The following is a 20772-nucleotide window of genomic DNA, read 5'->3' as shown; positions in this document are numbered from 1 at the left end:
CAATTTCTGCCATGCAGCATACCGTTTCGCAAATGCGAAGCTGCCCGCGTCGATCGCCCTCAGCTTCCCGCGAAAGGAGAAGACAATGCGCCAGATGTCCACCTACGACCTGATGGAATCTTTCCGCAACGCCAATCAATGGTTTGGTGCCTCCGCCCTCTCCTTCGCATCCTATCCGCTTTTCAGCATGTTGCCAAACCCCGCCTTTCAATGGATGTCGGCTTGGGGACAGGTCACCGAACGCACCTTCGAGCGGATGGTGGCCAAGCCCGACTGGGGCATCCGCACCTTCACCTGCGAGGACGGCAGGGACCACCTCGTCAACATCGAAACGGTGGTGTCGCGCCCGTTCGGCGATCTCATCCATTTCAACGTCTCGGGCCGCGCCGAACAGCCGCGCAAGGTGCTCTTGGTGGCGCCCATGTCCGGCCACTACGCCACGCTGCTGCGCTCGACTGTCAAATCGCTGATCGTCAATTGCGAGGTCTATGTCACCGACTGGCATAATGCGCGCGACATCCCGGTGTCCGAGGGCAAGTTCGATATCGAGGACTACACGCTCTACCTTGTCGATTTCATGAAGGAGCTGGGCCCCGAGATCAACGTGATCGCGGTCTGCCAGCCCGCCCCGCTGGCGCTCGCCGCCACCGCCTACCTCGCCGAGATCGAGCCCGAGGCACAGCCGCGCACCCTGACGCTCATCGGCGGGCCGGTCGATCCCGACGCCGCCGCCACCGACGTCACCGATTTCGGTCGCCGCGTGACCATGGGCCAGCTCGAAGAGCTGATGATCCAGCGCGTCGGCTTCCTCTACAAGGGTGTCGGGCGGCAGGTCTATCCGGGTCTTCTGCAACTTGCCTCCTTCATCTCCATGAACTCAGAGCGCCACGCCAAGGCCTTCACCGACCAGATCCTGCGTGTGGCGCAGGGTGATGCCAGCGATAACGACCCCCATAACCGCTTCTACGACGAGTATCTCTCGGTGATGGACATGACCGCTGAATTCTACCTGTCCACCGTCGAGCGCATCTTCAAGGGGCTGGAGATCGCGCAGAACCGGTTCACCGTGAACGGCCACCACGTCGATATCGGCAAGATCACCGATGTCGCGGTCAAGACCGTCGAGGGCGGCAAGGACGATATCTCGGCCCCCGGCCAGTGCGTCGCCGCGCTCGATCTGTGCACCGGGCTGCCCGACAGCATGAAGGCCAGCTACCTCGAACCCGAGGCCGGCCATTACGGCATTTTCGCGGGCCGGTCCTGGCGCAACAACATCCGCCCGCTGGTGCTCGACTTCATCGACGCCAATGCCGGACGCCACCAGGCCACCAAGCCCGCCAACCGCAACACCGCCGCTGGCTGAACGGGGACGAAGGCGCTCCGACACACGGCATCGGTCACGGCAAACACGCGCCCTCTGCGCGACACGCGCCGCGCGTTCCGGCTCTCCCCTTTGATACGCTAGTTCTCCGTGCGCTCGGCCTCGAGCTCGCGCCAGCGAGCGACGTTGCGGTTATGCTCGGCCAACGTCTCGGCAAAGGCGTGACCGCCGCTGCCATCGGCGACGAAATAGACGTATTCGGTGTCTGCCGGATTTACCGCTGCCTCGATGCTGGCGCGGCCGGGATTGGCGATCGGCGTGGGTGGCAACCCGTCGATCACGTAGGTGTTCCAAGGCGTCTCGCCGCGCAGCTCGCTCTGCCGGATGCCCCGTCCCAGCACGCCGCGGCCCTCGGTAATGCCGTAAATCACCGTCGGGTCGGTCTGCAATCGCATCCCCCGCCGCAGCCGGTTGACAAATACGCTCGCCACGCGGCCCCGCTCATCCGCGACCGCGGTCTCCTTCTCGATGATCGACGCGAGGATCAGCGCCTCCTCGGCGCTCTCCAGCGGCAGCCCGTCGGCGCGCCCCTCCCACGCGGCGGCAAGAATCGCCTCCTGCGCCTGCGTCATTCGCGCGAGCACGCTTTCGCGCGTGTCGCCCGCGCTCACCTCGTAACTGTCCGGGGCCAGGCTGCCCTCGGTCGGCACCTCCGCCACCTCGCCCGTCAGCACGTCCACGGCTTTCAGCCCTTCCACTGCCTGCCAGCTCGTGATGCCCTCGGCAAAGGCGATCCGATAGCGGGTATCGGCGCGGTCGCGCATGGTCACGTATATCTCGGGTAGGGCCTCCTCCTGCGCCGGATCGAAGCGTGCGCGCTCGACGAATTCGGCGGTCGCCGGGTCAAGTACGCGCACCAGCGTCTCGGTATCCGTCACGCCGATGCGCCAGACCACCTCGGTTCCGCAGGTGCTCGCCCCGCCCCGGGTTACAAGGTCGGTAATCTCGGCCATGCTCGCACCCTCGGGGATGAGCCAGCTTCCGGCCTTCAGGTCGTCCTCGCGCCCCGCGTAATCGGCGCCCACGCGAAAGATCGTGCCGCTTGTCACCGCGCCCTCGGCCTCGAGGTCGCGCGACACGCCGCGCATGGTGGTGCCGGGCGGCACGCGCAGGCAGATCGCATCTTTCAGGGGTCCGGTCGCGGTGTATTGCGACTGTCCCCACAGTATGATCCCCCCCAGCAGGAACACCATCACCACCAGCAGTGTCAGCAAGTTCGAAGCGATGTGGCGCCACATCAGCGCGGTTTCCCCACCAGCAGCGCGGCATTGGTGCCGCCAAAGCCAAAGCTGTTGGACAGCGCCACGTCGATCCGGCGCTCGCGCTTGGCATTGGGAGCCAGATCAATCGGTGTCGCCGCCGCCGGATTGTCGAGGTTGATCGTCGGCGGGGCGACCTGATCACGCACCGCGAGAATCGAGAAGATCGCCTCGATCGCGCCCGCCGCACCAAGCAGGTGGCCGGTGGCGGATTTCGTCGAGCTCATCGTGGCCTTGCCCGCCGCGTCGCCCAATAGCGTCTCGACCGCCTTCAATTCGATCGTGTCAGCCATGGTCGAGGTGCCGTGCGCGTTGACGTAATCCACCGCCGCAGGCTCCAGCCCGGCATTGCGCAGCGCCGCGCGCATGGCACGCAGGCCGCCGTCGCCATCCTCCGACGGCGCGGTGATGTGATAGGCATCGCCCGACAGGCCATAGCCCAGGATCTCGGCGTAGATCTTGGCGCCGCGCGCCTTGGCGTGCTCGTATTCCTCGAGCACGACGGCCCCCGCACCCTCGCCCATGACAAAGCCATCGCGCTCGGTATCATACGGGCGGCTCGCGGCCTTGGGGTCGTCCGCCCGCTTGGTCGAGAGCGCCTTGCAGGCGTTGAACCCGGCGATCCCGATCTCGCAGATCGCCGCCTCGGCCCCGCCCGCCACCATCACGTCGGCATCGCCGAACATGATGAGCCGCGCGGCGTCGCCGATGGCATGGGCACCCGTTGCGCAGGCGGTCACCACCGAGTGGTTGGGCCCCTTGAAGCCGTAGCGGATGCTGATCTGCCCGGAGATGAGGTTGATCAGCGCGCCGGGAATGAAGAAGGGAGAGACCCGCCGCACCCCCTTGTCGCGGATGATGAGCGTGGTCTCCTCGATCGAGCGCAGCCCGCCGATCCCCGACCCCATCATCACGCCGGTACGCTCGAGGCTTTCTGCATCCTCCGGCGTCCAGCCCGCATCCTCAACCGCCTGCTGCGCGGCGGCCATGCCAAAGAGGATAAAATGATCGACCTTTCGCCGCTCCTTGGCCTCCATGTAGCGGTCAGGATCGAAGGTGCCATCGCTGCCATCGCCATATGGCACTTCGCAGGCATACTTGGTAAGGACGTTCGCCGGGTCGAACCGGGTGATCGTCCCCGCGCCCGACTGACCGTCCAGAAGACGGCTCCAGCTTTCCTCGACCCCATCGGCGAGCGGGGTCACAAGCCCCAGCCCCGTGACAACGACACGCCGCATGATGCTGACCTTTCACTGCTTCACTTCCCGCCGCTCTTACCCCGGCTTGGGGCGGCGGGGCAAGGGCGCGGGCGCACGCCCGCACCCGGTTCGCGGCGTCAGAGAAACTCTGCGGTCGGCTCGGCGGTCGGCCGCGCAAGCGTCAGCACCTCGCCCAGATCGATATCGCGCGCCATCAGCGCGCGACCGATCAGCGTGCCGGATATGTTGGGAATATACTTGAGCCGAGCCACGTCATCGACGCTGCGCACGGTGCCGCGCGCGATCACCGGGTGGCGCGTTTTGGACGCGAGGCCGGAAATCACCCCGAGGCTGCCGTCGCTGTCCTCGATATCGGCGTCGATATCGGTGATCAGGATCGCGGCCAGCGGCACGTTGTCGAAAGCGGCGATGAAATCCTCGGCGCTGATCGCGCACGGGCTTTGCCAACCATGCGTCATCAGCTGCCCCTGGAAGACATCCACCGCCACCACGATTTGATCGGGGTGATACTTGGCCAGTTCGCGCACGCAATCTGGGTCCTGCACCGCCAGCGTGCCGACCACGATCCGCCCCGCGCCGCGGTCGATCCAGCCGGTCACCGAGTCGCGCGTGCGAAACCCGCCGCCAAGCTGAACGGGGATACCGGCGGCGCGGATGATCTCCTCGATCAGCGCGTTGTTGGCGTCGCCGCCCTTCAGCCCGTCCATGTCCGTCAGGTGCATCCACTCGGCCCCCGCCCGCGCGAATCCGCGCGCGGTTTCGACCGGATCGACATGCCACAGAACAGGTTCGTCGAGCCGCCCGCGCGTGAGGCTCACGCATTTGCCGTCCATGAGTTCCAGAGTCGGATAGATGATCATTGCCGAAGTCCTCAAAGCAGTGACCGGCAGACATACCGGGTCAGGCATTTCATAGTCCGTTTCCTCCGCGCGCCGCTGGTCTCATACCGGCATGATAGCACCATTTCCCGCCGTGCCCGCATCCTGCGGCTTCAGCTTGCCCGAAATATTCCGGGGGAGTCGCGCCCACGGCGCGACGGGGGCAGCGCCCCCCTGTCCGAAACGCGAAAGGCCCCGCCATCCGGCAGGGCCCCCAAGCGCGCCGCAAGCGGCTATGGTTCAGGATGCTTCGGTGATGAATTTCACCGCGTCGCCGACCGTCTGAATGGTGTCGGCCGCGTCGTCGGGGATCTCGATGCCGAATTCCTCTTCGAACGCCATCACCAGTTCGACCGTGTCGAGACTGTCTGCGCCCAGATCGTCGATGAAGGACGCCTTGTCCACGACCTTGTCTTCCTCGACGCCCAGATGTTCCACCACGATCTTCTTCACGCGGTCAGCGATATCGCTCATGTCTCGTTCCTCATTCTGTGTCGGGCGTCTCCGCCCCTTGGTCTGCCCCAGCCCCCTCGGGGATGGCTGTCGATGATGCCCGTCGCGGGCGGCGCTGCCTGCCGGTGCGATCCATTGGGGATGCGGTCAGGCCACCGGGGGAAACCGCGCCTCCCCCGGAAAAGCTGCGTGGCCTATAGCACAGGTGAGGGCAATGGCAAATGATTTCACCGCACCCGGCAAAGGCGAAAACCCGCCCGCCTCAGATCATCGCCAGCCCGCCATTGACGTGCAGCACGGTGCCGGTGACATAGCCCGCCCCCGGGCTCGCGAGATAGAGCGCGGCTGTGGCGACCTCCTCGGGCGTGCCCATGCGCCCGGCCGGGATCTTGGCAAAAAGCGCGGCCTTCTGATCGTCGGTGAGCTTGTCGGTCATCGGCGTCGCGATGAACCCCGGCGACACCACGTTGGCGGTGATGCCGCGGGTGGCCACCTCGTGGGCGATCGACTTGGTCATGCCCTCCAGCCCCGCCTTGGCGGCGGAATAGTTCACTTGGCCCGGGTTGCCGATCGACCCCACGACCGAGCCGATATTGACGATCCGGCCCCAGCGCGCCTTCATCATCGGGCGCACGGCGGCCCGGCACAGCCGCATCGCCGAGGTAAGGTTGACGTTCAGCACCTCGGACCAGTCATCGTCCGACATCCGCATGAACAGCTGGTCGCGGGTGATCCCGGCATTGTTCACCAGGATGTCGAGACTGCCCATCTCGGCAATGGCCTGCTTGGGCAGCGCCTCGACCGCCTCCGCATCGCCAAGGTTGCACGGCAGCACATGCGCGCGCGCGCCCAGCTCTTCGGCCAGCGCCTCAAGCGGGGCCGTGCGCGTGCCCGACAGCCCCACACTGGCCCCCGCCCCGTGCAGCGCCCGCGCGATGGCGGCCCCGATACCGCCCGACGCGCCGGTGATGAGCGCGGATTTTCCCGTCAGATCGAACATGATGACCTCTCCAAACTGTGATGCGCGGCTCAACCGAGCGACGCGGCGGCGTCCTGCGCCTCTGCAGGCGTGGCGATGGCGCGGCAGGCGATGGCGCGGTCGATGCGACGCACCATACCCGACAGCGCCTTGCCCGCACCGATCTCCCAAATCCCGGTCACACCCGCGCCGCCCATGAATTGCACCGATTCGCGCCAGCGCACAGAGCCGGTGACCTGCTCGACCAGCAGCGCGCGGATTTCCGCCGGGTCGGTGACCGCGCGTGCCCGCACATTGGCCACCAGCGGCACGGCGGGGGCGGTGATCTCGACCTCGGCCAGCGCGGCGGCCATCGCGTCGGCAGCGGGCTGCATCAGCGCGCAGTGAAACGGCGCACTCACCGGCAAGAGCACCGCACGCTTCGCACCTCTGGCCTTGGCGATCTCCACCGCGCGTTCCACCGCCGCCTTGTGGCCAGAGACCACGACCTGCCCGGGGTCGTTGTCGTTGGCAGCCTGGCAGACCTCGCCCTGCGCCGCCTCCTCGGCCACCGCGCGCGCGGTGTCGAAATCGAGCCCCAGCAGGGCGGCCATCGCGCCCACGCCCACCGGCACCGCCTCCTGCATGGCGCGACCCCGGATGCGCAACAGCCGCGCGCAATCGGCCACGCCCAGCGCGCCCGCGGCGGCGAGCGCGGAATATTCCCCCAGCGAATGCCCGGCGACGAAGGCGGCGGCACCGGGCGTCACCCCCTCGGCCTCGAGCGCGCGCATCGCGGCGAGCGAGGTGGCCATCAGCGCGGGCTGCGCGTTCTGCGTGAGCGTCAGCGCGTCCTGCTCGCCCTCCCAGACCAGCGCCGACAGCTTCTCTCCCAGCGCCTCGTCCACCTCGTCGAACACGGCCTGCGCCGCCGGATAGGCAGCGGCGAGATCGCGCCCCATGCCGATCACCTGTGCGCCCTGCCCCGGAAATACGAATGCCAGGCTCATCTGTTCACCTCCCCGTGAAAAATCGCCCCCCGATACATCGCCGCGCCGCGCGTGGCAACGCCAAAGCCCGCGCGTGCCCAGCCGCACGCAACCTGTGCGCAGGCGGCGATGGACGGGGGCACGGCGATCGCTAGATTGGCGCGCAACCGCAAGAGGATCACCCCATGCCGATCACCAGTTCCGCCACGACATACGGCGCCATCACCAAGTCTTTTCATTGGCTGACGGCGCTGTTGATCCTCACCAACCTGCCGCTGGGCTGGTTTGCCGCGCAGATGGCCGAAGAAATCGCCACGACAGGCGGCACCGAGGCACAGGTGGCGCGCGCCGCGCTCCTCTTCTCGATCCACAAGACCACTGGCGTGACGGTCTTCTTCGTGGCGCTGGCGCGTATCCTCTGGGCGCTGACGCAAACCAAGCCAGGGCTGCTGAACGGCGACCGCCCGCTAGAGGCATGGGCCGCCGAGACGGTCCACTGGCTGCTCTACGGCTCGCTCGTTGCAGTGCCACTTTCAGGCTGGGTGTATCACGCGGCCACCACGGGCTTCGCGCCGATCTGGTGGCCGTTCGGACAGGACCTGCCCTTCGTGCCCAAATCCGAAGCGGTCTCGGAAATCGCTTCCACGCTGCACTTTCTGTTCATCCTCGTGCTCGCAGCGGCGCTCGCCGCCCATGTCGCGGGCGCGCTCAAGCATCACCTCCTCGACGGCGACGCCACGCTGCGCCGGATGCTGCCCGGGGATGTCTCGGCCCGGCCCACCGCGCACCAGCCGGGGCACACGCTGCCGCTGGTCGCCGCGCTCGCGGTCTGGGCCGGCGTTGTGGGCGGCGCAGGTGCCCTCGGCTGGTTCGAGAAACCCGGCGTCGGCGCTGCCCCCGCGCTCACCGCAGTGAAAAGCGACTGGCAGGTACAGGAGGGCAGCCTCGAAATCGCGATCCGGCAGATGGGATCGCAGGTCACGGGCAGATTCGCCGAGTGGACCGCCGATATCGCCTATGCCGAGACCGCCGATGCCGAGGGTCGCCACGGCACGGTCGAGGTTGTGGTGGCGATCCCGTCGCTCACGCTCGGCTCGGTGACCAAACAGGCGATGGGCCCCGATTTCTTCAACGCCGACGCGCACCCCACCGCCACCTTCGCCGCCGATCTCATCTCGCAGGGCGACGGCCACGTCGCGCGCGGCACGCTCACCATCAAGGGCCAGACCGTACCGGTCGAGATGCCGTTCACCCTCGACATCGAGGGTGACACCGCCCGCGCCTCGGGGGGGCTGATTGTGGACCGGCGCGATTTCGGCATCGGCGAGGGCGCGCAGGATCCGGGGCAGCTTGGCTTCGAGGTGGAGGTGTCCTTCGACCTCGTGGCACGCCGCGCCGATGGCTGAGCGCCATCCCGGATCAGGGCGTTCACGCGCCGCCAGCACGCCCCGTCGCACCAAAGGCACCGGGTTCGACGGACGCGCCCCCTCTCCGGGCCAATCCCCCGTCTCACGGCGCGAGCGGGATCATCGTCCCGATCAGCCGCGCGACATGCGTCTCGCGCCCGTCCTCCAGCGCGTGGATATCCGCCTCCACGATCACCAGCCGCCGCCCCGGCCGCAGCACCCGCCCCTCGGCCACCAGCAACTCGCCCTTCGCCGGCGCGAGCAGGTGAATCTTCATCTCCGTGGTCAGCACCTCGTAGCCTTCGGGCATCACGCTCAGCGCGGCATAGCCCGCCGCGCTGTCGCCGATGGCAAAGCTCAGCCCGGCATGGGCGAAACCGTGCTGCTGGCGGCTGCCCGGCAGGATCGGCGCCTCGATCCGCACCCGCCCCGGGCCCACGTCCACCAACCGCGCGCCCAGCGTCGCCATCATCGCCTGCGCGGCAAAGCTCTCGTGGATGCGCGTCGTCACCTGCGGAGAGAGCGCGGCGTCCTTTTTCATGATGTTCTCCCGTCCAGAACCGCATCCTTGCGACCATTCGCCCCCAACGCAAGCTTGGCCTCCTGAAATTCGCCTGCTAGATACACGCTATGCACGAACTGCCAAAGGTATCGAGTTGATCTGGTCCGAGTTCCAACGGCACATGTCCGAGGTCGCCGCCGCATTTACCTCCCGCATCACGATCTCGATCTGGCTGATCGGCTGCCTCGTGGCGGTGGTGGCAGGGCCGTTCGGGACTTTCCAGACCATGGGATTCGGGCTGCGGGTGGTCTACTGGGGCACGATCGTCACCTCCGGCCTCGGCATCGGCGCAGTCGTGAGCGCGACCTTCCTGACCGTCTGCCGGGGCTGGCACCCGCTCTGGATCGACCTCAAGGCATCGCTCGTCATCACCACCCTGCTCGCGCCGCTCATCTACATGCTGCGCGCGGGGCTCGATCCGGTGCTCACCCAGGCCGATCTCGCCATCACCTCGATCTGGCTCAACACCGGGATTTTCGTCGCGCCGATCTTCTTCCTGCGGCGGCAACTGACCGGGCTCGATCGCGCGCCCGACCCGCCGCGCCCGCGCCTGATACGCCGCCTCCCCGAATCCTTGCAAGAGGCCAGCGTTCTGCGCCTGACGGGTCGCGATCATACCGTCGAGGTGGTCACCGATCATGGTGCCACCACGCTGCGCCTGCGGCTGTCGGACGCCATCGACGAGATGGAGCCGGTCGACGGGCTGTGCACCCACCGTTCGCATTGGGTGGCCCGCGCGGCAGTCACCGGCCATACGACCGAGGGGGGCAAGCTCCACGTCACGCTCGCCAATGGCGACCGCGTGCCTGTAAGCCGCAAGTATCGCCCCCGGCTCGAAAAGCTGTGCCTCGTGCCGGGGCAAGACGGCGCCTGAACCGCCTCAGCCTAGCCGCACGACCTCTCCCAGCCCCCGCTCCCGCGCCAGCCTTGCGGCGACCGACGCCACGGCCAGGTCCTGCAAGCCGACGCCGGTGCCGTCGAACAACGTGATCGCATCCTGCGAATCGCGCCCGGCATGATCGCCGTTGATGACCGCCCCGACAGGCGTGATGTCGCCCTCGCCGATCAGCCCCTGCGCCACCGCGTGCTGTGCCTCGCCAATGCTCACCGATTGCGCCACCTCGTCGGTAAAGACGCGGGCGCGGGCCAGCAGCGCGGGGTCCACCTCCTGCTTGCCCTTGGTGTCGGTGCCCATACAGGCGATATGCGTGCCGGGCCGGATCCAGTCCGCCATGATGAGCGGCTCAAACGCGCTGGTGATCGTGATGATCACATCCGCCTGCGCGCCCAGCTCCTCCGGGCTCACCCCCTCGAACGCTAGGCCCAGCTCATCGGCCACCGCCTGAAGACGGGGCAGCATCTCGGGATGCGGGTTCCACGCCACCACCTTGTCGAAATCGCACTGTTCTGCGGCAGCGCGCAACTGGAAGGTGGATTGATGCCCCGCACCGACCATGCCCAGCACCTTCGCGTCCTTGCGCGCCAGATGCGCGATCGACACCGACGAGGACGCCGCGGTGCGCAGCGCGGTGAGGTAATTGCCCCCCACCAACGCCGACAGCCGCCCGGTATCGGGATCGAACAGGCACACCGTGGATTGGTGGTTGGTCAACCCCTTCGCGGCATTGCCCGGCCAATAGCCTCCGGCCTTGAGGCCAAGCACTAACCCGGCCCGGTCAAACCCGCTCTTGAAGCCGTAGAGCGCATCCGCGTGCCCGATCGCCTCGCGCACAACGGGAAAGTTATAGGCGTCCCCGCGCGCCATCGCGGCAAACACCTGCTCCACCGCCACAAAGGCATCGGCGCGGCTGATGACCTGCTCGCAGATGTCCTCGCCAACGACGACGATGCCCTGGGTCTCGATCTGGCTGTCCATGATGCGGCCCCTCAATACGCGCGGCCACGGGCCGAGACCGGCCAGACGGTTTCCACCTTGCCGCCGCGCACACCCACGTACCAGTCATGGACGTTGCAGGTCGGGTCGCAATGGCCCGGCACCAGCCGCAGCTTGTCGTTGACCTTCAGCACGCCCTGCGGGTCCGCCACCACGCCATGCTCGTCCGAGCACTTGACGTATTCGACGTCCGTACGGCCAAAGATCACCGGCAACCCGCTGTCCACCGACTGCGCCTTGAGCCCCGCATCGACGATGGCCTTGTCCGCCTTGGCATGGCTCATGACGCTCGTCAGGATGAACAGCGCGTTCTCCCACTCGCCCTGGTCGATGCGGTTGCCTTCCTTGTCCAGGATGCGGCCATAGTCGGCATCCATAAAGGCATAAGAGCCGCATTGAAGCTCGTTATAGACGCCCGAATTGCCCTCGAAATAATAGCTTCCGGTGCCGCCGCCGCCGACGATGTCACACTCCAGCCCCTCGGCCTTGAGGCCGTCCACGGCATCGCGCACCTGCGCCACGGCAACGTCGATCTTGGCCTTGCGGTCCTCGTACTTGTCCATGTGCTGCATCGCGCCCTGATAGGCCTGAATGCCCGCGAACTTGAGGCCCGGCGCCGCGTCGATCGCCTTGGCGATTTCCACCACTTCGGGTGTCGTGGTCACACCGCAGCGCCCGGCGCCGCAGTCGATTTCCACCAGGCACTCGATCTCGGTGCCGTGCTTTTGCGCCGCCGCCGACAGGTCGGCCACGTTGGCCAGATCATCCACGCAGCAGATCGTGCGCGCGCCCAGCTTCGGCATCCGCGCCAGCCGGTCGATCTTGGCCGCGTCGCGCACCTGGTTTGATACCAGCACATCCTTGATCCCGCCGCGGGCGAACACCTCCGCCTCGCTCACCTTCTGACAGCAGACGCCGCAGGCCCCGCCAAGGCTTTCCTGTAGCTTCGCCACGTCCACCGATTTGTGCATCTTGCCATGCACCCGGTGCCGCACGCCGTGGTCGCGGGCCCAGTCGCCCATCTTCTTGATGTTGCGCTCCAGCGCGTCCAGATCGAGCACGAGGCACGGCGTCTGGATGTCGGTCTCGTTCATGCCCGGCAGGGCGGGGATGTCAAAGCCTACTTCGAAATCGTCGAGATTGATCGCGTCTTTCATTGGTATCCTCCGGTTATGCTTGTGGCCCGGGCCGCGCCCGGTCCTCGCTCACTTGATCCAGGGCAGGCGGTCGAGATCGACATTGCCGCCGGTGATGATGACGCCCACGCGACGGCCCGCGAATACCTCGCGGTTCTTCAGGATCGTCGCCAGCGGCACCGCGCAGCTTGCCTCCATCACGATCTTCATCCGCGCCCATGTCAGCTTCATCGCGTCGATGATTTCGTCCTCGCTCGCGGTCAGGATGTCGGTGACGTGACGGCTCACGAAATGCCAGGTGTTGTCCTTCAACGGCACTTTCAGCCCGTCGGCCACCGTATCCGGCGCGTCATCGGCGATGATGTGCCCGGCCTTGAAGCTGCGATAGGCATCGTCCGCCTGCTCCGGCTCGGCGGCGTAGATCTGCACATCGGGCGCAAGGTTCGACAGCGTCAGACAGCAGCCCGACACCATGCCGCCGCCACCGATCGGCGCGATCACCGCATCCAGCCGATCGACCTGTTCGATCAGTTCCGCCGAGCACGTCGCCTGCCCCGCGATCACGCGCGGGTCGTTGTAGGGATGCACGAATTCCGCCCCCGTCTCTTCCTGCACGCGGGCGAATACTTCCTCGCGGCTGGTGGTCGAGGGCTCGCATTCGGTGATGATCCCGCCATAGCCGCGCACGGCGTCCTTCTTGGCCTGCGGCGCGGTGCGCGGCATCACAACGTAGCACGGGATGCCCCGTCGCCCGGCGGCATAGCTGAGGCTGAGGGCATGATTGCCGCTCGAATGCGTGGCCACCCCGCGCGCCGCCTGCGCGTCCGACAGGCCGAACACCGCGTTCGATGCACCACGCACCTTGAACGCGCCCGCCTTCTGGAAGTTCTCGCATTTGAAGTAGAGGTCAGCCCCCGTCAATTCGTTGAGAAACGACGAGGTCAGCACCGGCGTGCGGTGGATATAGGGCGCGATCCGCTCGCGCGCGGCCGTCACATCGTCGATCGTCAGATCGGCGGCGGTGCGCTCCTTGTGGTCCAGCATGAAGGTCTCCTTTTTCAAGCGGCCCGCGAGCGCTGCGCGCCTGCGGTCGCACGGTAATGCGCCTGCGCGGCGGCTACGCCGCTGCCAAGGGTTATCGGATAGTCCAGGTCGGCCATCGCCATCTCGATCGTGGCCAGCCCCGACAGCACCATCGCATCCGTCAGGCTGCCCAGATGCCCGATGCGGAACGCCCGCCCGTTCATCTCGCCCAGACCGATGCCAAAGCTCATCCCGTAGGTGGCAAAAGCGTGGTTCACCAGCGCGTTGCTGTCAAATCCATCGGGCACGTAGATGGCGCTCACCGTATCCGAATAGAGATCGGGCGATTGCGCCACCAGCCGCAGCCCCCAGGCCGCTACCGCGCGCCGCACCCCCTCGGCCAGGCGGGTGTGGCGGGCATAGACATTCTCCAGCCCCTCCTCGAACAGCATCTTCAGGCTTTCATCCATGCCAAAGATCAACTGCAAGGGCGGCGTGTAGGGAAAACCGCCGCTGGCATAAGCCCCCAGCATGTCACGGAAATCGAAATAGGTGCACGGCAGCGTCGCGCTCTCCACGGCGGTCAGCGCCTTGGGGCTCACAGCCACGATGGCCATGCCGGTCATAAGCATGAACCCCTTTTGCGAGCCCGAAACGGCGAGGTCCACGCCCCAGCCGTCCATCTCGAACGGCATCGAGCCAAGCGAGCTCACGCAATCCACCATCAACAGCGCCGGGTGCCCCGCGCCGTCCATCGCCGCGCGCACCGCCGCGATATCGGATTTGACGCCGGTCGCGGTCTCGTTATGGGTGACCAGCACGGCCTTGATCTCGTGGCCTTCGTCCGCGCGCAGCGCCTCGGCAAAGCGGTCGGCGGGCGCGCCGCTGCCCCACGGGCACTCGATGATCCGCACGTCCAGCCCGTGGCGCTGGCACATGTCGATCCAGCGATGGCTGAACATGCCGTAGCGCGCCACCAGCACCGTGTCGCCGGGACTCAGCGTGTTGGTGATCGCGGCTTCCCAGCCGCCGGTGCCCGAGGCGGGAAAGATCACGATCTCTCCATCCTGCGTCCCGAACACCCGCTTGCAGCCCTCCCGCACGGGGGCCAACGCCGCCGCAAAGGCGGGCGAGCGGTGGTCCATCGTCTGCACCTGCATGGCGCGGCGCAGCCGGTCGGGGATGTTGGTCGGGCCGGGAATGAAAACCGGGTTCTGGTCTGACATGGCACTGTCCTCCTAGCGATACGCCATAATGGCGCGAAGGGTGCCGAATTGCAATTTTTCTGAAAAACTTTTTCATTTATGCTAGAAAATTTGTAACTACTTGAATTCACAAAACTTTGAATTTTCCAACTCCACAAACAGGAAAGCTCTTGGAAATATTTTTCATTATTCCTATGCTCATCACGAACGCGACGACAAGCCGAGAACAGTCATGAACCTCAAGGCCAACGAACGTATCTCGTCTGCGCGGAATCGAGGCGTGCTTGCACGCCGCCGCCCATGACCAAATCCCCCCGCCCCCGCGGCCGCCCCCGCTCGGCCTTCACCGACAAGAGCACCGGCACGCTTCAGGCGCTCGACCGCGCGCTCGGCCTGCTCGCAGAGGTGGCCCGCCGCGACGGCGCGAGCCTGACCGACCTCGCTCGCGCGCTCGACATTCCGCCTGCCACCACGCACCGCATCCTGACCACCCTCCAGGGCCGCGATTTCGTCCGCTTCGACGAAGAGCGGCAGGACTGGTCCGTGGGGCTGGAGGCGTACCGCACCGGCGTCGCCTACCTCAAGCGCGCGGGCCTCGCCGACATGGGCCGCCCGGTGATGCGGCGCCTCATGGAAGAAACCGGCGAGACTGCCAACCTCGCCGTGCCCGACGGCTCCGAGGTGGTATTCATCGGCCAGATCGAGACCGGCAACCCGATCCGCGCCTTCTTTCCGCCCGGCTCGCGCACGCCGATGCACGCCTCGGGCACCGGCAAGGCGATCCTCGCCGCCCTCCCCGAGGATCGCCGCGCCCGCCTGCTGCCCACCACCGGGCTCACCGGCTTTACCGCGCGCACCCATGTCAGTCTCGCCAGCCTCATGGCCGATCTCGACGCCACCCGCGCGCGCGGATGGTCCCTCGACCGAGACGAGCGCTACGAAGGCATGTCCTGCATCGGCGCCGCCATCCTCGACGGGCGCGGCGAGCCCTGCGCCGGCATCTCGATCTCGGGGCCGTCCTCGCGCTTCTCCGACGATCGACTGCCCGCCTTCGGCGCGGCGGTCACCGCGGCGGCACACGAGCTCACCGCGCTCATCGCCGGACGCAGCGCTTCGGCGAATTGAGCCGCACTGGCGCACCCCCCTTTTCTCGGGGCCGCCATCGGTTATATAGAAGGGCCGAGGCGCGAATGCCTCCGATACGCAACCGACCCAACCCTTACGGCCAAGAGCGCGCAGCATGTCAGCACACGTCCCGATCACCACCATGACCGGTTCCAAAGACGACGACCCCGACAGCGCGGTCGTCACCAAGACCCGTGCCAAGACCAAACGCCCGCCACTCTACAAGGTGCTGCTGCTCAACGATGATTACACGCCAATGGAATTCGTCGTCGCGGTGCTCGAACGGTTCTTCGGCATGTCCCACGCGCAGGCGTTCGAGATCATGCTCACCGTGCACAAGAAAGGCCTGGCCGTCGTCGGTGTGTTCAGCCACGAGATCGCGGAAACCAAGGTCGCGCAGGTGATGGATTTCGCCCGCCGCCACCAGCACCCGCTGCAATGCACAATGGAAAAGGAATAGCGTGGGCCTCGCCACCCGCCTGACGCTTGCCCTAGGGGGCGGCCATGTCACCCTGCCCGGGGCCGGACGCATCGCCGTGTTCGGGCCGCGCGCGGGCGCAGACCTCTCCGCCCTGCCGCGCGACCGGGTGCAGGTCATCACCACGCTGCGCCCCGATTTCGATTATTTCAGCGCGCAGGGGTTCGACCGCGCCACCGCGCCCTCGGGCCGTTACGCCGCCGCCCTCGTGTGCATGCCCCGCGCCCGGGCGCTGGCACAGGCCATGGTGGCTCAGGCCGCCGCCTGCACCGACGGGCCGGTGATCATCGACGGGGACAAGACCGACGGGATCGAATCGATGCTGCGCGCCCTGCGCGCGCACGCCCGCGCCACCCCCGGCGCGCCACTGTCCAAGGCCCACGGCAAGCTCTTCATCCTCGCCCCCGGCGCCGACCTCTCCGACTGGCAACCCGAAGGGCCGCGCACGATCGAGGGCGGGTTCATCACCGCGCCGGGCAGCTTCTCCGCCGACGGGATCGACCCGGGCTCGCGCGCGCTGGCCGACACCCTGCCCGCCACCCTCGGGGCCCGCGTGATCGACCTCGGGGCCGGCTGGGGCTACCTCTCTGCCCGTGCACTCTCGCGCGACAGCATCGAGCATCTCGACCTCGTCGAGGCCGATCATGACGCGCTCGACTGCGCGCGCACCAACATCACCGATGCGCGCGCGCATTTCCACTGGGCCGACGCCACCGCGTGGCGCCCCGACACGCCCGCCAACACCGTGATCATGAACCCGCCCTTCCACACCGGGCGCAACGCCGATCCCGGCATCGGGCGCGCCTTCATCGCCGCCGCCGCCATGATGCTGAAACCGGCGGGCGCGCTGTGGCTCGTGGCCAACCGCCACCTGCCCTACGAGACCACGCTCGCGCAGCATTTCAAACGCGTCGAAGAGGCGGCAGGCGACTCCCGATTCAAGATCCTCCACGCCTCCCACCCCTCTCGCCAGCGGCGCTGAAATAACCTAGTCTCGCGCCCGGCAGACCATCCCGAAAGGCCCGTGCCGATGTCCTTCTCCATCTCCGGCAAGACCGCCATCGTCACCGGTGCCGCCAATGGCATCGGCCTCGCCATCGGGCGGCACTTCGCCGACAAGGGCGCCAACGTCATGTTTGCCGACAAGGACGAGGCGCGCCTGAAAAAGGAGCTGGGCAGCCTCGCCGAGAGCGACAACATCCGCTTCTTCGCTGGCGACATGCGCCAGAAACTGACGCAGGCCAACCTGCTCTCGGCCACGCTCGACGCCTTCGAGGAGGTGGACATCCTCATCAATGCCTGCCGGCAGGTCGTCGCCTCCGACCCGCTCAACCCCGACGATGACGGGGTGGAAACGCTCCTTCAACAGAACCTGATGACAGCCCTGCGGATGAGCCAGCTGGTCGCGCGGCGCATGATCAAGCAGGCCAAGGGCAGCGACAAGAGCTCGGCAGGCGCGATCGTCAACCTCTCGTCCATCGCCGCGCGCCGCACCCATCCCGATCTCATGGCCTACTCGATCTCGTCCGCCGCGCTCGACCAGATGACGCGCAGCCTCGCCGTGGCGCTCGCACCGCACCGCATCCGCGTCAACGCGGTGGCCTTCGGCTCGGTGATGAGCGCCTCGCTCAAGGACACGCTGCGCGAGCACGGCGCCTACCGCGAGGATATCGAGGATCACACCCCGCTCGGGCGCATCGCCTCTGCCACCGAACTGGCCGAGGCGGTGCAATACCTCGCCTCCAACGGGTCGGGCTTCATGACCGGGCAGATCATGACGATGGATGGCGGGCGCACCCTGCTCGATCCCTGCGCCGCCCCCGCCCATTGACAGGCCCACAGATGAGCGACGACTTCACCAAGGAAAAGGCCCGCGCAAGCGCCTGGTTTCACAGCCTCCGCGACGAGATCGTGACCGCCTTCGAGGGGCTGGAGCAAAGCCACGACACCGGCCCGCTCTCCGACACCGCCCCCGCGCGTTTCGAGGTGAGCGAGACCCGCCGCGCCAGCGACGACGGCTCCGACGCGGGCGGCGGCCTGATGAGCGTCATGCGCCAGGGCCGCGTGTTCGAGAAGGTGGGCGTCAACGTCTCCGAGGTCTACGGCCACCTCGGCCAGGCCGCGCAAAAGGCGATGGCCGCGCGCGGCGTGCCGGGGATGGAGAGCGCCCCGCGCTTCTGGGCCTCCGGCATCAGCCTCGTGGCGCACATGCAGAACCCGCATTGCCCCGCCGTTCACATGAACACCCGCATGTTCTGGACCCCGCACGCCTGGTGGTTCGGCGGCGGATCGGACCTCAACCCCTGCATCGAATACCCCGAGGACACTGCCCATTTCCACGGCCAGCAGCAGGCCCATCTCGATCCGCATGGCGCAGACCTCTACCCGCGGCTCAAGGCCTGGGCAGACGAATATTTCTACATCCCCCACCGGGGCCGCGCGCGCGGCGTCGGCGGCATCTTTATGGACGACCGCAACACCGGCGACTGGGAGGCCGATTTCGCCCTGACGCAGGATATCGGCCGCGCCTTCCTCCCGGCCTTCCTGCCGCTGGTCGAACGTCGCCGCGTGCAGCCCTTCACCGATGCCGACCGCGACACGCAACTCATCCACCGCGGCCTCTATGCCGAATACAACCTCGTCTACGACCGCGGCACCAAGTTCGGGCTAGCCACCGGCCACGACGCGAACGCCGTGCTGATGAGCCTGCCGCCGCTGGCGAAATGGGTCTGAGGCGGGGCCCACCCGCACCCTCGGAACCGATCTCCGCCCATCCGCCCTCTACCACGACGCCCGTTCCACGCGCACCCGCGCCCGCGTCATTTTTGTCTCAATTCCGCAAACAAACCGCCTATGCCTTGAACTCCTGTCCCAAGCGGGGCTAATCCGCGTGCCAAAGGCGGCCCCCGCCCGCCCCGGCAGTCACAGCACCACGAAGGTTTCCATGCAGTCCCCCAATCTCGCCCCCGTCCCCGAACTCTACGTCTCCTACGAGAGCGCGCAAAAGCTCAAGCACGAGGCCGGCGACCTCGCCAGTTGGGATCTCACCCTGCGCCAGATCTGCGATCTGGAACTGTTGATGAACGGCGGGTTCAACCCGCTCAAGGGCTTCCTCTCCGAGGCCGATTACGACAGCGTTGTCGAAAACATGCGGCTCGCCGACGGCACGCTCTGGCCGATGCCGATCACCCTCGACGTGAGCGAGGAATTCGCCGAGGGCGTCGAGACGGGGCAGGACATCGCCCTGCGCGACCAGGAGGGGGTGATCCTCGCCACCATGACCGTCACCGACCGCTGGACGCCCGACAAGGCGCGCGAGGCGGCGCATGTCTTCGGCGCCGACGACAGCGCGCACCCGGCCGTCAACTACCTCCATCACACGGCAGGCAAGGTCTATCTCGGCGGCCCCGTCACCGGCATCCAGCAGCCGGTGCACTACGATTTCCGCGCCCGCCGCGACACCCCCAACGAGCTGCGCGCACTCTTCCGCAAGCTCGGCTGGCGCCGCGTCGTGGCCTTCCAGACGCGCAACCCGCTGCACCGCGCACACCAGGAACTGACCTTCCGCGCCGCGCGCGAGGCGCAGGCCAACCTGCTCATCCACCCGGTGGTCGGCATGACCAAGCCGGGCGACGTGGATCACTTTACCCGCGTGCGCTGCTACGAGGCGGTGCTCGACAAGTATCCCGCCTCCACCACCACCATGAGCCTCCTGAATCTCGCCATGCGCATGGCCGGCCCGCGCGAGGCGGTCTGGCACGGCCTCATCCGGCGCAATCACGGCTGCACCCACATGATCGTCGGCCGCGACCACGCCGGACCGGGCAAGAACTCGGCGGGCGAGGATTTCTACGGCCCCTACGACGCGCAGGACCTGTTCCGCCAGCACCAGGAGGAAATCGGCATCGAGATGGTCGATTTCAAACACATGGTCTACGTGCAGGAACGCGCCCAGTACGAGGCCGTGGACGAGATCGAGGACCGCGACAACGTAACCGTCCTCAACATCTCCGGCACAGAGCTGCGCCGCCGCCTGCGCGAGGGGCTCGAAGTGCCGGACTGGTTCTCCTTCCCCGAGGTGGTGGGCGAGCTGCGCCGCCGCTTCCCGCCGCGCTCGCAGCAGGGCTTCACCGTGTTCTTCACCGGCTTCTCAGGCTCGGGCAAGTCCACCATCGCCAACGCGCTGATGGTCAAGCTGATGGAGATGGGCGACCGCCCGGTGACGCTCCTCGACGGCGACATCGTGCGCAAGAACCTCTCGTCCGAGTTGGGCTTCTCCAAGGAACACCGCGACCTCAACATCCGCCGCATCGGCTATGTCGCCAGCGAGATCACCAAGAACGGCGGCATCGCCATCTGCGCACCGATCGCGCCCTACGGGGCCACCCGCCGCGCCGTGCGCGAGGAGATCGAGCAATACGGTGCCTTCATCGAGATCCATGTCGCCACCTCCATCGAGGAATGCGAACGCCGCGACCGCAAGGGCCTCTACAAGCTGGCACGCGAGGGCAAGATCAAGGAATTCACCGGGATTTCCGACCCTTACGACGTCCCGGAAAATCCCGAACTGCGCGTGGAGACCGAGAATGTCGAGGTCGACAACTGCGCCCATCAGGTGCTTCTAAAGCTCGAACAGATGGGCCTCGTCGCGGGCTGAGGGGCTGCGGGGCCGGGCGGTTTCTGGCTTGTGGCGGACGTTAGGATTAGCCGCGCATCGACGGGCCGCGGCGCGGCGATCCAAGGTTCGTTCTGCCGCGCTTAATGGCTGCCAAATCCGAAAAAGGCCCGAGCGGCGCGCAAGCGCG

Annotated in this window: 20 protein-coding genes; 9 read left to right on the top strand and 11 right to left on the bottom strand. The window is 67.0% G+C overall.

Annotated elements, in window-relative coordinates; genetic code table 11:
• Nucleotides 1-85: 85 nt before the first annotated feature.
• On the top strand, nucleotides 86-1363 hold the full coding sequence (phaZ, locus tag C6W92_RS08315; RefSeq protein ID WP_129432537.1) for a polyhydroxyalkanoate depolymerase: 1278 nt from the start codon (nucleotides 86-88) through the stop codon (nucleotides 1361-1363).
• A 98-nt stretch (nucleotides 1364-1461) separates the two neighbouring features.
• On the opposite strand, the gene mltG is transcribed toward phaZ, so the two are convergent.
• From mltG to fabD, 6 genes are all read right to left on the bottom strand, one after another.
• Nucleotides 1462-2619 (bottom strand): endolytic transglycosylase MltG, encoded by a 1158-nt coding sequence (gene mltG / locus C6W92_RS08310; RefSeq protein WP_129432536.1) that lies wholly within the window; start codon nucleotides 2617-2619, stop codon nucleotides 1462-1464.
• A complete protein-coding gene (gene fabF, locus C6W92_RS08305; protein WP_129432535.1) occupies nucleotides 2619-3878 on the bottom strand; it encodes a beta-ketoacyl-ACP synthase II in 1260 nt (419 codons plus the stop codon). Before fabF ends, mltG begins: the two co-directional genes overlap by 1 nt.
• A 98-nt stretch (nucleotides 3879-3976) precedes the next feature.
• Nucleotides 3977-4720, bottom strand: coding sequence for a 1-(5-phosphoribosyl)-5-[(5-phosphoribosylamino)methylideneamino] imidazole-4-carboxamide isomerase (locus tag C6W92_RS08300; protein WP_129432534.1), 744 nt, complete (start codon nucleotides 4718-4720; stop codon nucleotides 3977-3979).
• Between the two features lie 258 nt (nucleotides 4721-4978).
• Nucleotides 4979-5212: an acyl carrier protein gene (locus tag C6W92_RS08295; RefSeq protein ID WP_104017639.1), complete on the bottom strand. Its 234-nt coding sequence runs from the start codon at nucleotides 5210-5212 to the stop codon at nucleotides 4979-4981.
• Nucleotides 5213-5453: 241 nt separating this feature from the next.
• Nucleotides 5454-6191 (bottom strand): 3-oxoacyl-[acyl-carrier-protein] reductase, encoded by a 738-nt coding sequence (gene fabG / locus C6W92_RS08290; RefSeq protein WP_104017640.1) that lies wholly within the window; start codon nucleotides 6189-6191, stop codon nucleotides 5454-5456.
• A 29-nt stretch (nucleotides 6192-6220) separates the two neighbouring features.
• Nucleotides 6221-7159 (bottom strand): ACP S-malonyltransferase, encoded by a 939-nt coding sequence (gene fabD / locus C6W92_RS08285; protein WP_129432533.1) that lies wholly within the window; start codon nucleotides 7157-7159, stop codon nucleotides 6221-6223.
• 164 nt (nucleotides 7160-7323) lie between these two features.
• On the opposite strand from fabD, the gene C6W92_RS08280 reads away from it, so the two are divergent.
• Complete coding sequence (locus C6W92_RS08280; RefSeq protein ID WP_129432532.1) at nucleotides 7324-8544, top strand: cytochrome b/b6 domain-containing protein; 1221 nt, start codon at nucleotides 7324-7326, stop codon at nucleotides 8542-8544.
• A gap of 103 nt (nucleotides 8545-8647) precedes the next feature.
• On the opposite strand, the gene C6W92_RS08275 is transcribed toward C6W92_RS08280, so the two are convergent.
• Nucleotides 8648-9085 (bottom strand): PaaI family thioesterase, encoded by a 438-nt coding sequence (locus C6W92_RS08275; protein WP_129432531.1) that lies wholly within the window; start codon nucleotides 9083-9085, stop codon nucleotides 8648-8650.
• A 142-nt stretch (nucleotides 9086-9227) separates the two neighbouring features.
• Between C6W92_RS08275 and C6W92_RS08270 the strand changes: the two genes are divergently transcribed.
• Nucleotides 9228-9980 (top strand): LytTR family DNA-binding domain-containing protein, encoded by a 753-nt coding sequence (locus C6W92_RS08270; RefSeq protein WP_164989196.1) that lies wholly within the window; start codon nucleotides 9228-9230, stop codon nucleotides 9978-9980.
• A gap of 6 nt (nucleotides 9981-9986) precedes the next feature.
• Here C6W92_RS08270 and bhcD read toward each other — a convergent pair whose 3' ends face one another.
• From bhcD to bhcA, 4 genes are read right to left on the bottom strand one after another with little or no spacing between them, the layout of a single operon-like run.
• Nucleotides 9987-10982: an iminosuccinate reductase BhcD gene (gene bhcD, locus C6W92_RS08265; RefSeq protein ID WP_129432529.1), complete on the bottom strand. Its 996-nt coding sequence runs from the start codon at nucleotides 10980-10982 to the stop codon at nucleotides 9987-9989.
• 11 nt (nucleotides 10983-10993) lie between these two features.
• Nucleotides 10994-12157, bottom strand: a complete 1164-nt coding sequence (gene bhcC / locus C6W92_RS08260) for a 3-hydroxy-D-aspartate aldolase BhcC (protein WP_129432528.1) — start codon at nucleotides 12155-12157, stop codon at nucleotides 10994-10996.
• 48 nt (nucleotides 12158-12205) lie between these two features.
• A complete protein-coding gene (bhcB, locus tag C6W92_RS08255; protein ID WP_129432527.1) occupies nucleotides 12206-13180 on the bottom strand; it encodes a beta-hydroxyaspartate dehydratase BhcB in 975 nt (324 codons plus the stop codon).
• A 14-nt stretch (nucleotides 13181-13194) separates the two neighbouring features.
• Nucleotides 13195-14385, bottom strand: a complete 1191-nt coding sequence (gene bhcA / locus C6W92_RS08250; protein WP_129432526.1) for an L-aspartate--glyoxylate aminotransferase BhcA — start codon at nucleotides 14383-14385, stop codon at nucleotides 13195-13197.
• 279 nt (nucleotides 14386-14664) lie between these two features.
• Between bhcA and C6W92_RS08245 the strand changes: the two genes are divergently transcribed.
• The 6 genes from C6W92_RS08245 to C6W92_RS08220 all read left to right on the top strand — a co-directional run bounded on the left by C6W92_RS08245 (nucleotide 14665) and on the right by C6W92_RS08220 (nucleotide 20624).
• Nucleotides 14665-15489: an IclR family transcriptional regulator gene (locus C6W92_RS08245; protein WP_129432525.1), complete on the top strand. Its 825-nt coding sequence runs from the start codon at nucleotides 14665-14667 to the stop codon at nucleotides 15487-15489.
• A 115-nt stretch (nucleotides 15490-15604) separates the two neighbouring features.
• A complete protein-coding gene (gene clpS, locus C6W92_RS08240) occupies nucleotides 15605-15949 on the top strand; it encodes an ATP-dependent Clp protease adapter ClpS (RefSeq protein ID WP_129432524.1) in 345 nt (114 codons plus the stop codon).
• A 1-nt stretch (nucleotide 15950) separates the two neighbouring features.
• Nucleotides 15951-16949, top strand: a complete 999-nt coding sequence (locus tag C6W92_RS08235; protein ID WP_129432523.1) for a class I SAM-dependent methyltransferase — start codon at nucleotides 15951-15953, stop codon at nucleotides 16947-16949.
• A 48-nt stretch (nucleotides 16950-16997) separates the two neighbouring features.
• Complete coding sequence (locus C6W92_RS08230; RefSeq protein ID WP_129432522.1) at nucleotides 16998-17798, top strand: SDR family oxidoreductase; 801 nt, start codon at nucleotides 16998-17000, stop codon at nucleotides 17796-17798.
• Nucleotides 17799-17809: 11 nt separating this feature from the next.
• The gene (hemF, locus tag C6W92_RS08225; protein ID WP_129432521.1) at nucleotides 17810-18700 is read left to right on the top strand and encodes an oxygen-dependent coproporphyrinogen oxidase; all 891 of its coding nucleotides are present in this window, start codon (nucleotides 17810-17812) and stop codon (nucleotides 18698-18700) included.
• Between the two features lie 211 nt (nucleotides 18701-18911).
• Complete coding sequence (locus tag C6W92_RS08220; protein ID WP_129432520.1) at nucleotides 18912-20624, top strand: bifunctional sulfate adenylyltransferase/adenylylsulfate kinase; 1713 nt, start codon at nucleotides 18912-18914, stop codon at nucleotides 20622-20624.
• The last annotated feature ends 148 nt before the right edge of the window (nucleotides 20625-20772 follow it).

It is taken from the genome of Roseovarius sp. A46 (genome assembly GCF_004126395.1).
GTDB lineage: Bacteria > Pseudomonadota > Alphaproteobacteria > Rhodobacterales > Rhodobacteraceae > Roseovarius > Roseovarius nitratireducens.
Note: the sequence above shows the minus strand (reverse complement) of the source record. Positions and strands in the feature narration are given on the sequence as shown.

Excerpts from the sequence above, each read along its gene's own strand:
- C6W92_RS08245 (WP_129432525.1), top strand. The coding sequence starts at position 14,665 with ATGACCAAATCCCCCCGCCCCCGCGGCCGCCCCCGCTCGGCCTTCACC.
- bhcC (WP_129432528.1), bottom strand. The coding sequence starts at position 12,157 with ATGAAAGACGCGATCAATCTCGACGATTTCGAAGTAGGCTTTGACATC.
- phaZ (WP_129432537.1), top strand. The coding sequence starts at position 86 with ATGCGCCAGATGTCCACCTACGACCTGATGGAATCTTTCCGCAACGCC.
- C6W92_RS08230 (WP_129432522.1), top strand. The coding sequence starts at position 16,998 with ATGTCCTTCTCCATCTCCGGCAAGACCGCCATCGTCACCGGTGCCGCC.
- C6W92_RS08270 (WP_164989196.1), top strand. The coding sequence starts at position 9,228 with ATGTCCGAGGTCGCCGCCGCATTTACCTCCCGCATCACGATCTCGATC.
- fabG (WP_104017640.1), bottom strand. The coding sequence starts at position 6,191 with ATGTTCGATCTGACGGGAAAATCCGCGCTCATCACCGGCGCGTCGGGC.
- bhcB (WP_129432527.1), bottom strand. The coding sequence starts at position 13,180 with ATGCTGGACCACAAGGAGCGCACCGCCGCCGATCTGACGATCGACGAT.
- C6W92_RS08295 (WP_104017639.1), bottom strand. The coding sequence starts at position 5,212 with ATGAGCGATATCGCTGACCGCGTGAAGAAGATCGTGGTGGAACATCTG.
- bhcA (WP_129432526.1), bottom strand. The coding sequence starts at position 14,385 with ATGTCAGACCAGAACCCGGTTTTCATTCCCGGCCCGACCAACATCCCC.
- clpS (WP_129432524.1), top strand. The coding sequence starts at position 15,605 with ATGTCAGCACACGTCCCGATCACCACCATGACCGGTTCCAAAGACGAC.
- C6W92_RS08300 (WP_129432534.1), bottom strand. The coding sequence starts at position 4,720 with ATGATCATCTATCCGACTCTGGAACTCATGGACGGCAAATGCGTGAGC.
- fabD (WP_129432533.1), bottom strand. The coding sequence starts at position 7,159 with ATGAGCCTGGCATTCGTATTTCCGGGGCAGGGCGCACAGGTGATCGGC.
- fabF (WP_129432535.1), bottom strand. The coding sequence starts at position 3,878 with ATGCGGCGTGTCGTTGTCACGGGGCTGGGGCTTGTGACCCCGCTCGCC.
- C6W92_RS08280 (WP_129432532.1), top strand. The coding sequence starts at position 7,324 with ATGCCGATCACCAGTTCCGCCACGACATACGGCGCCATCACCAAGTCT.
- C6W92_RS08275 (WP_129432531.1), bottom strand. The coding sequence starts at position 9,085 with ATGAAAAAGGACGCCGCGCTCTCTCCGCAGGTGACGACGCGCATCCAC.
- mltG (WP_129432536.1), bottom strand. The coding sequence starts at position 2,619 with ATGTGGCGCCACATCGCTTCGAACTTGCTGACACTGCTGGTGGTGATG.
- C6W92_RS08220 (WP_129432520.1), top strand. The coding sequence starts at position 18,912 with ATGCAGTCCCCCAATCTCGCCCCCGTCCCCGAACTCTACGTCTCCTAC.
- hemF (WP_129432521.1), top strand. The coding sequence starts at position 17,810 with ATGAGCGACGACTTCACCAAGGAAAAGGCCCGCGCAAGCGCCTGGTTT.
- bhcD (WP_129432529.1), bottom strand. The coding sequence starts at position 10,982 with ATGGACAGCCAGATCGAGACCCAGGGCATCGTCGTCGTTGGCGAGGAC.